This window comes from Maridesulfovibrio ferrireducens, from assembly GCF_900101105.1.
GTDB lineage: Bacteria > Desulfobacterota > Desulfovibrionia > Desulfovibrionales > Desulfovibrionaceae > Maridesulfovibrio > Maridesulfovibrio ferrireducens.
The window spans coordinates 63700-77749 of sequence record NZ_FNGA01000004.1 but is presented as its reverse complement, the minus strand read 5'-3'; the positions used below and the strand labels follow the sequence as shown (position 1 = coordinate 77749).

The following is a 14050-nucleotide window of genomic DNA, read 5'->3' as shown; positions in this document are numbered from 1 at the left end:
GAACTTAAGTAATTATAACCTTCATATAACGCTTAAATTAACTTACAATTTGTCCAACTGAATCGGGACAGCTCCGAGCGTTCAACCCTATATACAGGAATTTTAAAATGATGCCGGTAACTATCAATATTGATCTTTGTAAATCAGATGAACTCTGTGTAAGAGACTGCCCACTGGGAGTTCTTAAAATTGTCGAAAAAGGGCAAGCTCCGATCGTCAATCCTAAAAAAGCGGGCTTCTGTATCAACTGCGGACATTGCGTTGCAATCTGTCCGACAAATGCCATTACTTTGAACGCATTTGCGGATCAAAACGCCACTCCATATCCATCAGAAAAAATTGCCGATCCTGAATCAATTGAAACATTTTTTAAAAGCAGGCGCTCTATTCGCAAGTTCAAAAAGAAACCTCTTTCTGTTGACGAAATAGCTGAACTAATCCATCTGGCGGCTTATGCTCCTTCCGGACACAACACTCAGCCTGTTTCGTGGACTGTTCTGGACCAACCTGAAAAAGTTCAGGAACTCGCAGCCCTTGTTGCGGACTGTATGAATGAACTCGCAGCCCAAAAACATCCAATAGCAAAAAAATTGTTCCTTTCAGGAATCGCCAGAGCATTTACTCACGGACACGACATGATCTGCCGCGATGCTCCCGCACTGGCTGTAAGCTGGGCTCCAAACGAAGGGATTACCCCGGATACTGATTCAATAATTTCTACCGCCCATCTTGAGCTTGCGGCACACTCCAAAGGTTTTGGAGCCTGCTGGGCCGGATATGTGGTAATGGCAGCCAAATTCAGTGAACCGGTCAGAACGTTCCTTGATGTACCGGAACATCACACTCTTCACGGAGCCTTACTTCTCGGGCACCCTTCGATAAAATATAAAAACATCCCGCCCCGGCATAAAGCTGCCGGTGAAAAATCAAACGCAGGGTTTGTTTTCCCTGCCCGCAAAAACGAACATAATTAGAAATAAAAGCCTCCAGTTTAATCAAACTGGAGGCTTTCTGTTATTCACCTTTGATATTTTTACCCGGGCGAAAAGCTGTTTTCAAAAATGACGGAGTAAAAACCCGAAAGGGATTTTTAACCAGCACATCGGGCATCAAATGATACCAGCGATACCCTAGGCTGTGATAAACTTTTTTAGCCATACAACCATATCCAGTCTGTTTCGCAGCCCAGATTGCAGCATCTCTCTGACAGCGGGAAGCCGCAACTGCTTTAAATATTTTTTCGCTATATCCTTTGTCCGCAAGCATCTTTCTTATTCGTAGATATTCTCTATGCCTACTGATAATATCCGCCACCGAAAAAAAAGCTCCGGTTGTCCAACTGAGAGCAATCGCTACCGATGTTACAAACCCCAAACTATGCCCGTCCCTGTAAAATTCAGCGGCAAGCCAGCCAAGAGTTACAATCATACCGATGCACAGCCCGAGAACAAAATGCGGCAAAGGAGCTACTCGCAAATAATTATTATGCCTTAAGGCAAAGTCCTTTATCATCAGATTTTTCCCATAGCCAATCACACTTATTAATTTCATCCGCTAAGAATAGGAAATTAGCATTGGAATCAATTGTCTTCAAGCTGTTCTTTAAAGAGATTTATTCGAGATATAAGAACATGAAATAACGAGATATAGTTTAAAAATAATCAACTGATTTAACCATAATCAGGACACTTTTTTAAGTTCAGCTAATAAATCTTCAATATTGAACGGCTTGGTGATGCGGGTATCCATGCCGCAATCCTTACAACGTCGCCAGTACTCTGAATCACTGTTTGCGGTAAGAGCTACAATTCTTACAGGGGAATGGAGTTTGCGTATAGCTCGGGTCGCTTCAAATCCATCCATAACCGGCATCTGGATATCCATGAATATTATGTCAAAATCATCTGACACGGTAAAGGCATCAACTGCCTCCTTACCATTTTCAACAATTACAAAATTATCCAAACCATTTTTTTCAAAAATTTTACGCAAAAGAATCTGATTCATTTTGCTGTCTTCTGCTACCAGCACTTTAACTTTAGAAAAATTATCCTTTACATCTTTATCATTTGCGGATGTTTCTTCAATTCCGACATCATCAAGAGGGCATTCCATAAGTGGTAAAACAAACGAAAATACAGCTCCTCCCTCTGAATTATTACCCCCTTTGAGGTCTCCGCCCATGAGCTTTACCAGCCTGTGACAGATAGCAAGCCCCAGCCCTGTTCCGCCGTACTTACGGGTAATCGAAAGGTCCGCCTGCACAAATGATTTAAAGAGGTCCTCTGCACCATTATCCGGCAACCCAATACCGGTATCAGAAACCTCAAAATAAACATTCCTTTTTCTCCCGGATTCAACATCCGGTACTAATTTGGCTGTAAGAGTAACAGCACCCGAACTTGTAAATTTAACAGCATTTCCAAGCAGATTAACCAAAATTTGACGAAGTCTCATGCTGTCAATTTCAACACAAGTTGGAACATTTTCAGTTTTAAGGACAACCTTCAAATCTTTGTTCATTGCTCCGATATCCATAACATCGCGCATCTCTTTCAAGAACATAGGAAGATCCAAAGATTCAGTCTGCAATTCCATATGTCCGGAATCTATTTTTGAAAAATCCAGAATATCATTTGCAATAACAAGCAGGCTATCCACGGAAGACTTGATAAGCCTTAAATTTTCATTTTGTTCAGTAGTCAATTCAGTAGCCTGAATAAGCTGAACCATGCCCTTAATAGCGTTCATGGGAGTTCTGAATTCATGAGTCATATTTGCAAGAAACTGCCCCTTTGCCTCATTCGCTTTTTGGGCTTCTTCCTTACTTATACGCAATTCTTTTTCAATTCGCTTAAGCTCTGAAATATCTTCTACAGTCGCCAGAACTCTCTCCCACGAATCTTCATATTCAGGAGCAATTGTGCAATTCACAATAAAATATTGTTCTTTTCCATCACTGCGAACGAAATAAAATTCACTCCTATGCCGCATTGCTCCTGAAACTAAATCCAAAAGAATAGATCTGAAATATTTCCAAGAATTTTTTACAACATATGACGAGAACCCCGACGCCAAAAGCTCTTCGCGTGAGTTAGCTCCAATAAAATCCACGGCAATATTATTTGCGGCAAGCACCTTAATAAGCTCGACACATTGAAAAACATTGTTCTGATCTTTTAAAACCTTATCCCGGATATTCAAAACAGTTGTTTCACCGCATGAATCAATTTTTTTCTTCAACGCTGAAAAATCCAGTTCCCACAATGCAACAGGTGAATTTTCAAAAAGGGAACGAAGCCGCTTTTGATTATTAAGCAACTTTTCTTCAACTTTTTTACGAACGGTAATATCAATAACAAAACCCTCAATATAACAGGGTAAAGCAGACCCCGAATCAACAAGTCTGAAATCACGCCGTGTCCACACTGTAGAGCCGTCTTTCCGTACACACAGTACTTCGTATCCTAACACCCGGCCGGAAAGATGAAGCTGCCCGAGAATATTATCAAAATCTTCAGCATTGAGATAAATTCTATTTCGATCATTCGAAATAGACACAATTAAATCTTCTGCATCCGCATATCCTAAAATAGATGCGTATGCCGAGTTAACAGTTAAATAATGACCATCCAAACTTACCTGAAAAATTCCCATAGGTGCATTGTCAAAAATATCTCTATACCTACTCTCCGCCTTAATCCTCAAGCTGTCAGCAAGCTCTCTTCCCTCAATTTCATGTTTCAGTTCAAGACGTTGCATATTAATTGCCTCTTCACGCCTTCTGGCCTCAGAAATGCGGGCCTCGTAGACTTGGCGCATAATTGTGGCTCTAACTAAATAATAACAGCCGGCAGCGATGGCTAAAAATAGTACAATTGAAAACAAAAGTAGCTTTTGCGGTCCTAACAAACCAAAAAGTTTTTGTTCCTCAACCAAACTAACTATGTGCAGTGATGTCCTTTGCACAGGAGAAGAGATGGCAAGATAATCAACATCTCTTCCTGATTTTCCAGCTTCAAGAAGAGTTAACCCTCTCCAATCCCCCCCCAGAACATCCATAAGCAATAATTGTCCGCTTTCTCGCGCTGAATTATCAGAAATAGCAAACACGGTGCGTCCAATGAGAAGAAAATCGCTACCGACAGAAGGGGAAGCTGTCATATCTCCAAGGCTTTCGAACAAACTTTCAACCCGTACCCATCCAAGGATTGTTCCGGGCTCACCGCGGTCCCCTTTGACAGGCACACCGACAACTATAGAAAAAACACCGCCGGACTCCCCGGTACTGAAAAGAGGATCTTTAGCTTTTACCGCATACCCTGCATAAGAATCATTGCCTCTGATCAATACACATTCACTATCTGTATCAACAAGCAGCTCGCCTTTACTGTCCAAAACAACAATCTTTGCAAAGACCTGCTCTTGCCCGTAATATTTATTAGATACTGTGTCTGATATGTTTTTGCAGATATTATGAAATGTTGCCGAGCAACCCGGATCATTAACGTTAAAATCAGGATCAGCCTGCATTGAAATAAAAGATTTGAGAGGCGCACTTGAAGCAAGACCATTAAGTTCACTAAGCCTGCCGGAAAAGAAAAAACTGACAGCCATAGCTCTTTTGGCGGACTCTCCGACAAAAAAAGATCTGGCTGTCTTTCTAACCTGTAACTGTGAACAATAGCTGGTCCAGAGGACATATCCAATAAGTCCTGCAAACACTATGACCGCGCTAATGAAAATCAGGCGAAAGCGAAAATAATTTGGAGAAGAATCCCCATATACTATATCTCGGTCCATAATCGATAATAAGCTAAATGCTCTGTTTTTAGTAAGACATACTTAAAATATAATTTTTTAATAAACAAACCTCGACACCAGTATTCCTTCATACTTTAAAAGCGTCAAAAAAAACATTAATATATTATCCCCACCCTGCATAATATAGTAAAATCCAAGGTCTATGCGAAATTGAACCAATATATCTACCAGACTTATAAACCTCAAATAGTTATTGACAATGAAATTCATTTTCAATAAGCCTATACAGAAGTAAACCAAAACAAGGGAGACATTATGTGCGCAGCTCTTATAGGCGGAATGGATCGGCTGAAACAAAATTATATAACATCTGCAAAACAAAAAGGATTCAAGTTAAAAGTCTTCACTGGTAAAGAAAATAAAGTATCTGCAATGCTCGGTAAAGCGGACCACGTAATCATTTTTACCAATCAAATATCACATGCAGCTAAAATTGATATCGTAAAATATACAAAAGCAAAAAACATTCCTCTGCACATGTATCACTCATGCGGAGTTTCAACTCTGAAAAATTGCCTTGAAAAATTATAAGACTTAATTTCATTCAACCTTAAGTGAACGAAGAAGGTCGATGTTCATTCTATCTGATTCAAAATTTATATCTTCCCCTTTCGGAGTTTCAATAACCTTGGGGATAGTTGAAAACCTGGCATCATTAATCAGGCTTCTAAAACCTTCAATCCCGATTTTACCTTTACCAATATTCTCATGCCGGTCTTTGTGTGCACCTAAATCTTCTTTGCAATCATTAAGATGAAAAAAACGGATAAAATCCAGTCCGATAAGTTGATCGAATCTATCGAAAACCTGATTATAAGTTTCAGGAGAACGCAAATCATAGCCTGCAGCAAAAGCGTGACAGGTATCAAAGCAAACACCCATTCTGTCAGTGTAACCGGAATCTTCCAGAATAGTGGCAAGTTCTCCGAATCTACTTCCTAAATTTGTACCCTGTCCGGCAGTATTCTCTATGAGAACCATGACTTCTTCGGTTTCAGACATTGCTATAGCAAGATCAATATTTGCCACATAGCGCTCCAAAGCTTCAACTTTTCCGGAGCCCAAATGAGAACCGGGATGAGTCACGACATACTCAATACCCAAACGTTCTGTTCTCGCCAATTCCTGAGCAAAAGCTTTGACAGATTTTAAAGCATTTTCCGGCTTCGGAGACGCTAAATTTATCAAATATGAATCATGCACAGAAACAGGATAATTGCCCCACTCCTGCCGGCGTTTTTTAAAAGCATCAACAGTCTCATTTTCTAGAGGATTGACCTTCCACTGCCGCTGATTATGGGTAAAAATCTGTAAGGCAGTCCCGTTGATAGACATTATTCTGTCCACTGCTTTATCAATGCCCCCGGTAATGGGCATGTGCGCACCTATATACATAAATTGTAATCCTTATTTATCTAAAACTCTTCCTGCCGGGCAAATTCCATAAGTATAGGTGCCAGCAAATCCGGATCAATAAGTCCATCGGATTTATCGGAAACAAGTTTCCGGTCGATTATCTTTACATCCACTTTTTTCAAGGCTTCGAGATTCAGTCCGTCTTGATAATATCCATTCACCGAATCAATTAAAACAGTGTTTAAAACAGACTCTTTTTTTATCTCTGCCGGACTATCCATCCGCAATACTTCTAAAAGTTTTTCGATCTGCAAGGGAACATCATGCCCTAGAAGTTCCGGGTCATATCCCAGATTAGGAATAAAAATTTTCGGACAAGGGTTTCGAGAGACAGCCTGTCCCATACCTTTCGGAGTCAGAGAAGCCAGGATACTGGAATAGAAGCTACCCATAGGATAAACAATCAAATCAGCTTCCTTAATAAGCATCATAGCAAGAGATGAAGCATGTATTGAATGCGGCCACGGGTCGTTTACGCCAGAACAGGCCCACATGCCGTCAATAGGAGAGGGAACCGGTGGAACTTCTTTACCTGTAAAAAGATGCTGCCCTGCTATAATTTCACCGTTCTGTAAACGGACTGCCAAATGGCCGCTATCCAATGAAGCGGCACGAACAATCCCCCTCGCCCTGATAAGTCTTGAAAATTGTGCAATAGGAGGAGCCAGCACCCGCTTATGAACCATAAATCCTGCGGCAAGAATGATATTCCCGAGACAGGCATTCGCCGGGTCAAATTCGTCACCAGCCAACTTAATAAAGAGAGCGAAAAGATCCGAAAGTATTTTACGCACAACATCCGAAAGATTTTCCATAAGTGGATGTGTACCGTTTGCGAGGTGTTGCAGCTCCCCTGTCAACGCAGCTTTGTCTCCGTATTTAGGAAAACGGGTAGCCAAAAGCTTTACAATCTCTGCTTTTTCCGGAGATCTGGTATCCGCAAGAGATATCAATCTATTACGAATATCTCCGACAGCCGGCATATCAAAAACTTTTCTAAGCTGAGCGGAACTGCCTCCTGAATCGAAGGTAGTTATAATATATGAACATTCTGGATTGACTTCGGCGAGTCTTCCAGAAAGCCCGGCAAGAGCTGTTCCGCCGCTAAAAAAAACAATGCCAGGATGATCCTTCCCCACTCCGGTCTCCTTATAACAAAAATTTATCAAGCCATAATGGCAGTAATAACTATGCCTTCAAATCAGAATTCCGTCTACAGCCATAAAATAACTTCCGTCAATTACCCTTTGACTTTAAAAGTCGCATTGCCGTAATTACTTTTGTAACTTATAAAACATATTTTCACTTTCCATTCACTTATAATATTAAAGATAATAGAATGAACAACATTTTTTTAAATATCCACGGATTCGGTTCATCAGGAAAAAACTCGAAAGCAGCGGCTCTGGCCTGTTCTTTTCCAACCCATGAACTTATCAGCCCGGACCTCCCGGCAGACCCGGAAGAATGTCTGACTCTTCTTGAAAGCATCATTGCTGAAAACAGTAATCGTCCACTGGTTATGCAGGGATCATCTATGGGCGGACTCTATGCTCTGGTCATGCATATTCGTCACAAAATACCTGCGCTCCTTATCAATCCGGCACTCACTCCAGCATCACTTGTGGAAAAACGCGTAGGCGAAACATACGATTTCGGAAATGGAAAACAGATTATTATCACATCTGAACACGTTAATAAATTTGCCAAAGTCGAAAACGAAATTGAAAAAGCTATTTGCGAAGGTCTAGTTAAAAAAGATAAAGTCTTGGCTCTGCTAGGTGAACAGGACGAAGTATTAGATCAAAACGTAATGAAAGGATTACTAAAGAAGCTGGGAGTTGAAATCGTTTCATTTGAAACTGATCATCACTTTACAGGTTATGACAAGGTGACAGAAAACAACCGGAAGGTAAGAAATTTTCTGTTAAAAAACTAACTCTTAACGATTGGCATCATGTCATTCATTTCGTTGATATAGCCGTTTTCAAGAGTATTAACTTCAAGAATATAAGTCTTAAAAGTAAGATCCATAGAGGAATCGCTGAACCTGTGCAAACTATAGCAGGGGGACGAAAAAAATCCACGTCTGGCCTTATGTTCACCGCCCATGCCCGGATCGTATAACCGAATATCATTCGCTATAGCCCATTCTATCGGGGCATAATAACAGAGCTCAAAATGTAAAAACCGCACTTCTTCAAAACAGCCCCAGTACCGTCCCCAAAGACGATCCCCGGAAAAAACAAACATTGCCATAGCTATCGGCTCTTCCTCACCTTCCCGGAATGCAACGGAAAAAAATATATTTTTCCGCATATATTTGCTTAGTCCCTCAAAAAATTCTTCATTGAGGTATTTGCAACTCCAAACGCCGAACTTGTCATTGGTGGATACATAACATTTGTACATCAACAAAAAATAATGATCAGGGATTTCGTCTCCCACCAAAATTTCAACTCTGATTTTTTCAGCTTTCAAAGATTTACGTTCACGGCGAACAGTTTTTCTGCGGTTACCGTTGAGCGACCCCATCCATTGCTCAAAATCCTTGTAATCATGATTTTCCCAAACATATCCTTGATGCTGCCATGTAGCATAACCATAGGCTTCCATTTCTTTGGTCCAATCCGGGTCTACGAAATTAAAGGCACTGCTTCCAAGGTTATTAGCCGTGCAAAATCTATCCAGCGTCTGACAGACAAGCCTCACAATAACATCAGCATTAACATCCGGAGCAATCAAAAAACGATAACCTGAAGCCGGAGTATAAGGACTCATTCCCACTACTTTAGGGTAATAAGTAATGCCTCCTTTCTGAGCAACCTCATACCAGACGCGGTCGAAAATAAATTCTCCGTCACTTTGATCACGAACATAAAGAGGCACAGCCGCAACCAACCGCCCCTCATGGCGAACAAGCATATGGGCACTGAGCCAACCAGTTTCAAGACGAACACATCCGCTTTCTTCAAGCAGACGCAACCAGTCCCACTCCAGAAATGGAAAATCAATAAGACTCGCAAGTCCATTCCACTCATCCCTGTCCACTCTGGAAACGGAATCGATCCACGATATTTCATAACCTTTTAGAATATCAGTCATTATTTGACCTTTTGAGTAGCACATAACCTTATTTTATTAGCTTGTTCCATTAAATATTATTTTAGAAACCGAAAAATAATCCGCAACCCTCTCCATAAAAACTTTTGCGGTATTAGAACAGGAATCCTTATTCCATACCATAAAAATATCCATTGATGGAAACTCTTCAATTACAGGAATCAAAGTTATTCCCTTACGTGAAACATGGCTGTTATCAGGCAGAAACGCTACACCCATCCCGGAAGAAATCAAGGCAGCAGCTCCGGAAAGACCAGAAACCTCCTGACTGATTATCGGCACTAATCCCCTTTTACTAAAGGCTTGCATTATAGAATCATGCAAATCAGGTTGCCCTGCCCGTGGGAACATAATCAACTTTTCCTTAGCAATCTCTTCAAGCGACAAACTTTTTTTTCGCGTGAAAATATGATCGTCTGGAACAGCAAGCACATGCTTCTTAGAAAACAATCTAATTGACGCAAGACCCTCCATTCCGTGCATAAATACAGTAGAAAATCCGACATCAAGCTCACCTGAACGAATTCGCTCAAGTTGAGCCGAAGCTCCTAATTGGCTTATAAGAACAGAAACATCAGAATGTTTATGGCGAAAAGCTCTGATTGCTTCGGGTAACAGACTGTCCATGGCAATCTCCATAAATCCGACCTTAACACTTCCACTCTCACCTTTTGCCATTCTACCGACCGTTGAAACCGCAAGATCAGTCTGTTCTAAGATCGAAACAGCCTGTTCATAAAAATATCGTCCCTCTTCAGTGAGTCGCACTTTACGGCTGTTTCGCTCCAGAAGCTTTGCTCCAATTTCCTCTTCAAGAGATTTTATCTGTTGAGAAAAAGGAGGTTGAGCGATATGAACTCTGTGCGCGGCACGCCCGAAATGAAGTTCTTCGGCAACGGCTATAAAATATCTAAGCTGTCTTAATTCCATTTATATACACACTCGATGAACATCATATTACTTTAAAAAACACCCCATACTCATTAACGAGCTTTTCTCGTACTGCGACACAATCTCTATCTGATATTACCAAATAGAACTTGTTCGCGAAAGGTATTAATTTTTATCTGAACCGCAATAATGGATGTAACTGATTTTTTTTGCTAACTAGTAATAAAACAAGGAGAACAAAGTGACTGATCCGTTTAATAGCTTACTATCAACAATTCAGCAAAAATGTGATGACACAGCTGTAGATATGTTCGGAAAGGAAACAACCTCCAGATGGAAAAATCCTTCATTTGCAGCAATCATGGAAAACCCGGATTCAGTTGGAGATATGAAAGGAACTTGCGGGGACTGCATAAAAATATTTCTTAAATTTGATAACAATAAAATATACAAAGCATCTTTTTTTACGGATGGATGCGGTGCCAGCATCGTAAGTGCTGATGCAGCATGCGAATTGTCCTGTGGAAAAACGATTGATGAAGCTTCTGAAATTGACGGAGAAGATATTGTTCAACTTCTCGGCAAAATCCCCGAGGACAAAAAACATTGCGCACATCTGGCTTCATCCGCTCTGCAAGAAGCTCTTGGATCATGGCTTAAAAAACAGGGGTAACGTTTAGCCATATTAAAAGACTTAACTTAATTAAAGCTAAAACCCCGCTCTTTTGCAAAAAAGCGGGGTTTATTCGTATATCTTATAGAAATATTTAAGCGGTAAATTTTAAAATATTCTTAATTAAAGTAATCTTTTTAATCGGCTTCGTCAGATAACCGCTGCAACCGACATCAATACTGTGCTGCCGATCTTGATCATATGCATTCGCAGTTAAAGCAACTATTGGAGTTTCAGGATACCCATTCATTCTTTCATAATCCCGAATTTCTTTAGTTGCCCCATACCCATCCAGATTAGGCATCTGAATATCCATCAAAACCAAATCAAAATTATGCTTCTTGTACATTGCAACAGCTTCAAGCCCATCCCCGACAAACGTAATCCTAAATGGTGTGTCCTTGAGGTAAAATTTAATCAACATACGATTATTTTCTGAATCTTCAGCGAACAGGATTCGAGTTGGCAGAAGCCTTTTTTCCGGGACTAAGTCTCCCTCTTCCGCCTCTGTCTTTTCAAAAAGATTAAGCATTGCATTCTGTAAAGCTCCACGAGTAAGAGGCCAGCGCGCACTGCCCATCACACCGAAAAGCTTATTAATTTCTGGTCGGTTACCACTGTCTCCAGGAGAAGACGACAATAAGCAAACAGCAGGGGAAGACGATTTCAAATTTTCTTTAATTACTTCAACTTCGCTAAGCCCATCTTCTTCGCCGAGCTTTTCGGAAATAATTACAAGATCGATACTATTTCCGCTAAGCCCAATCTGCTCTATAGCGAGAGAACTATTTTCTGCGTGAAAACAAAGCCCTCCCCAACTAGAGAGACATTCGCAAATATAACTGCGGACAATAATATTTTTATCAACCACAAGAATCTTCATGCCCTGCATAATTCTTCTTACTCTACTATCCAGCAGGTCAACATTTTCAGATTCGTCCAGGATAATTTCCGCCTTGAAAAGAGCACCGCCATTCTTAATATTACAAGCCTCGATATTACCATCCATAAGCTTTACAAGTTTTCGGGTAATGGCCAGCCCGAGCCCTGTTCCGCCGAATTTGCGGGTTGTAGATGAATCGGCCTGCGTGAAATTTTCAAAAATCAATTCAACTTTATCTTCTGAAATACCAATACCGGAGTCAGTAACATTAATAAATAAAAGAACCTTACCATCATCCATAACACGGCTTGATATCTCCAGACATACTGCCCCTTCAGCGGTAAACTTAATCGCATTGCTCAAAAGATTAACTATAATTTGTTTGATTCTGGTAGGATCACCAACAAGAGTTGCAGGAGTCATCGGGTCAATATGACAGGCAAAGATAAGCTTTTTTTTCCAAGCAGTTACAGACATTATCCCAGAAACTTCATCTATCAGATTATCTAAATTAAACTCGGTTTTTTCAAGAGACAACTTGCCGGACTCAATCTTGGACAAATCCAGTATGCCGTCAATCAGCTCCATAAGAGCTTTACCTGAATCACGAAAAATAGTGACATAGCTTTTTTGTTCTGCGGAAAGAGGCGTATCTCTAAGCATATCAGACATGCCCAGAATTGAGTTCATAGGTGTACGGATTTCATGACTCATCTGTGCAAGAAATTCACTTTTTGTCCGACTTGCAACCTCAGCACGCGCCATTGCATCTTCCAACTGCCTCAGCGTTTCAGACATATGCGCAGAATTCCGTTCCTCCACCTTTTTAGCTCTCAATAATTCGGAGGCATATCGCTGCAACTCCTCTTCGTCCCTCTTTCTATCAGTAACATCACGCACGACACTGAGAAGAACATCTGCTCCGTGATATACTATCTTTCGGGAACGAACCTCCGAGTGAACTGTCAGCCCGGATTTCGTAACCATAGGACACTCAAAACTATCCGTGGAGCTACCACTCAAAATATCATTCAAAACACTGCGCAAAGAGGCTCGTTCAGAGGTCGGAACCAGCTCAAAAAGAGTTTTTCCCAGCAGTTCTTCACGTGAATATCCTAACTGTGAGGAGATACGGCAGTTTGCTTCTAAAAAAAGACCATCTATATCAGTAATACAGACAAGGTCCCCCACGTTATCAAAAAAGAACTGATACTCTTCCAGCTCTTTCGTTCTGCGTAAGCTACTGAGCATAGAAGACAAGGACTTCTCAAGAGTATTAATCTCATAAATATGACTGCCCTTCGTCTGTATATCGACATCCAATCCCTTTGAAATATCTTCAGCCGCATCACTGATAACACGAAGAGGTTTGCCAAGCTTATTGCTCAGCCAGAGAGCAACGAAAAAACAAAGACAAGTTACTGCAACAAAAAAGGGCATGGAAAGTAAAAAAGTTTTCGTTATAGCCTTATTAAGTCGTACGTCAGAAATAAAATACGCAAGCCCCGGCACAAGAAAACTACGGAAAAGCACTCCCTCAAGGTTTTCCCCAAGCCGGGCATGCTGAGTTTTCTCAGAAATAGCCTCACCCATTACCAGCGGTAGAACTTCACCTGATATCAAATCAAATGCACCGCCCTGCGCAAACAAAATAAGTTTCCCGCTCGTAATACTTTCAAACAGAGGATCGAGACCAGACCAAGAAAGATCTACAAGACAGGCCGCACTACCAACAACTTGAGATCTACTTTGAATTGGAACGGAAAAAACAGTAACAAACTTACCGTCGGAAGATCGGCAAAAAGTACAACGAAACGGAGGATTAAGAAGAGCCTCCCTAACAAGCGTTTCATCATATTTTTTTGAAGTAGACGAAAAAATCTTATCATCACCTTCACGCAAAATAAAATAATCCACCCCGGATGGAGTCTGATCATACTCAGCCAGCTTTTCGGAAAGCGGATAATCAACTCCCAGCATCATTGTAACCCGGATCGAATTATCTCTGCTAAGCTCACCAAGACGGGACATTGCCCTATTTAAAAAACTATAGACCTCTAAACTATGCCCTTCTCCTTCTGCACGTACCCGATCATAAAATTCAGCTCGCAAGCTTGTGATATAACTATAAGAAAGAACACCTCCAAAAGCGAGGGCAGAGATAAGCGCAATGCCGCAAATCGATGCGGCCATAAGAGTAGATAATCTATAACAATTTCTACGTTTAATGTTGTTAACCC

General features: G+C 40.9%; 11 protein-coding genes. 4 read left to right on the top strand and 7 right to left on the bottom strand.

Annotated features, from left to right (window positions below; translation table 11 throughout):
* Window positions 1–107 precede the first annotated feature (107 nt).
* The gene (locus BLT41_RS12900; RefSeq protein ID WP_092161819.1) at window positions 108–974 is read left to right on the top strand and encodes a nitroreductase family protein; all 867 of its coding nucleotides are present in this window, start codon (window positions 108–110) and stop codon (window positions 972–974) included.
* A gap of 40 nt (window positions 975–1014) precedes the next feature.
* On the opposite strand, the gene BLT41_RS12895 is transcribed toward BLT41_RS12900, so the two are convergent.
* Window positions 1015–1512 (bottom strand): hypothetical protein, encoded by a 498-nt coding sequence (locus tag BLT41_RS12895; protein WP_092161818.1) that lies wholly within the window; start codon window positions 1510–1512, stop codon window positions 1015–1017.
* Between the two features lie 168 nt (window positions 1513–1680).
* On the bottom strand, window positions 1681–4725 hold the full coding sequence (locus tag BLT41_RS12890) for a response regulator (protein ID WP_244512282.1): 3045 nt from the start codon (window positions 4723–4725) through the stop codon (window positions 1681–1683).
* A 354-nt stretch (window positions 4726–5079) separates the two neighbouring features.
* On the opposite strand from BLT41_RS12890, the gene BLT41_RS12885 reads away from it, so the two are divergent.
* The gene (locus BLT41_RS12885) at window positions 5080–5355 is read left to right on the top strand and encodes a DUF2325 domain-containing protein (RefSeq protein WP_092161814.1); all 276 of its coding nucleotides are present in this window, start codon (window positions 5080–5082) and stop codon (window positions 5353–5355) included.
* Window positions 5356–5364: 9 nt separating this feature from the next.
* On the opposite strand, the gene BLT41_RS12880 is transcribed toward BLT41_RS12885, so the two are convergent.
* Complete coding sequence (locus BLT41_RS12880; RefSeq protein WP_092161812.1) at window positions 5365–6219, bottom strand: deoxyribonuclease IV; 855 nt, start codon at window positions 6217–6219, stop codon at window positions 5365–5367.
* A 20-nt stretch (window positions 6220–6239) separates the two neighbouring features.
* Window positions 6240–7379 (bottom strand): GAK system CofD-like protein, encoded by a 1140-nt coding sequence (locus tag BLT41_RS12875; protein WP_092161810.1) that lies wholly within the window; start codon window positions 7377–7379, stop codon window positions 6240–6242.
* 200 nt (window positions 7380–7579) lie between these two features.
* Between BLT41_RS12875 and BLT41_RS12870 the strand changes: the two genes are divergently transcribed.
* The gene (locus tag BLT41_RS12870) at window positions 7580–8179 is read left to right on the top strand and encodes a YqiA/YcfP family alpha/beta fold hydrolase (protein WP_092161809.1); all 600 of its coding nucleotides are present in this window, start codon (window positions 7580–7582) and stop codon (window positions 8177–8179) included.
* On the opposite strand, the gene BLT41_RS12865 is transcribed toward BLT41_RS12870, so the two are convergent.
* The gene (locus tag BLT41_RS12865; RefSeq protein ID WP_092161807.1) at window positions 8176–9345 is read right to left on the bottom strand and encodes a GNAT family N-acetyltransferase; all 1170 of its coding nucleotides are present in this window, start codon (window positions 9343–9345) and stop codon (window positions 8176–8178) included. The two genes, BLT41_RS12870 and BLT41_RS12865, sit on opposite strands and share 4 nt — an antisense overlap.
* 36 nt (window positions 9346–9381) lie before the next feature.
* Window positions 9382–10293 carry a LysR family transcriptional regulator gene (locus tag BLT41_RS12860; protein ID WP_092161805.1) on the bottom strand — a complete coding sequence of 304 codons (912 nt, stop codon included), beginning with the start codon at window positions 10291–10293 and terminating at the stop codon, window positions 9382–9384.
* Window positions 10294–10495: 202 nt separating this feature from the next.
* Here BLT41_RS12860 and BLT41_RS12855 point away from each other — a divergent pair, with 202 nt between their 5' ends.
* Window positions 10496–10927 carry an iron-sulfur cluster assembly scaffold protein gene (locus tag BLT41_RS12855; protein ID WP_092161803.1) on the top strand — a complete coding sequence of 144 codons (432 nt, stop codon included), beginning with the start codon at window positions 10496–10498 and terminating at the stop codon, window positions 10925–10927.
* Window positions 10928–11021: 94 nt separating this feature from the next.
* On the opposite strand, the gene BLT41_RS12850 is transcribed toward BLT41_RS12855, so the two are convergent.
* On the bottom strand, window positions 11022–14003 hold the full coding sequence (locus BLT41_RS12850; protein WP_244512281.1) for a PAS domain-containing hybrid sensor histidine kinase/response regulator: 2982 nt from the start codon (window positions 14001–14003) through the stop codon (window positions 11022–11024).
* Between the last annotated feature and the right edge of the window lie 47 nt (window positions 14004–14050).

Bases quoted from the DNA above. Each gene is read 5' to 3' on its own strand.
- BLT41_RS12900 (WP_092161819.1), top strand. From the start codon at position 108: ATGATGCCGGTAACTATCAATATTGATCTTTGTAAATCAGATGAACTC.
- BLT41_RS12895 (WP_092161818.1), bottom strand. From the start codon at position 1,512: ATGATAAAGGACTTTGCCTTAAGGCATAATAATTATTTGCGAGTAGCT.
- BLT41_RS12885 (WP_092161814.1), top strand. From the start codon at position 5,080: ATGTGCGCAGCTCTTATAGGCGGAATGGATCGGCTGAAACAAAATTAT.
- BLT41_RS12880 (WP_092161812.1), bottom strand. From the start codon at position 6,219: ATGTATATAGGTGCGCACATGCCCATTACCGGGGGCATTGATAAAGCA.
- BLT41_RS12870 (WP_092161809.1), top strand. From the start codon at position 7,580: ATGAACAACATTTTTTTAAATATCCACGGATTCGGTTCATCAGGAAAA.
- BLT41_RS12865 (WP_092161807.1), bottom strand. From the start codon at position 9,345: ATGACTGATATTCTAAAAGGTTATGAAATATCGTGGATCGATTCCGTT.
- BLT41_RS12860 (WP_092161805.1), bottom strand. From the start codon at position 10,293: ATGGAATTAAGACAGCTTAGATATTTTATAGCCGTTGCCGAAGAACTT.
- BLT41_RS12850 (WP_244512281.1), bottom strand. From the start codon at position 14,003: ATGGCCGCATCGATTTGCGGCATTGCGCTTATCTCTGCCCTCGCTTTT.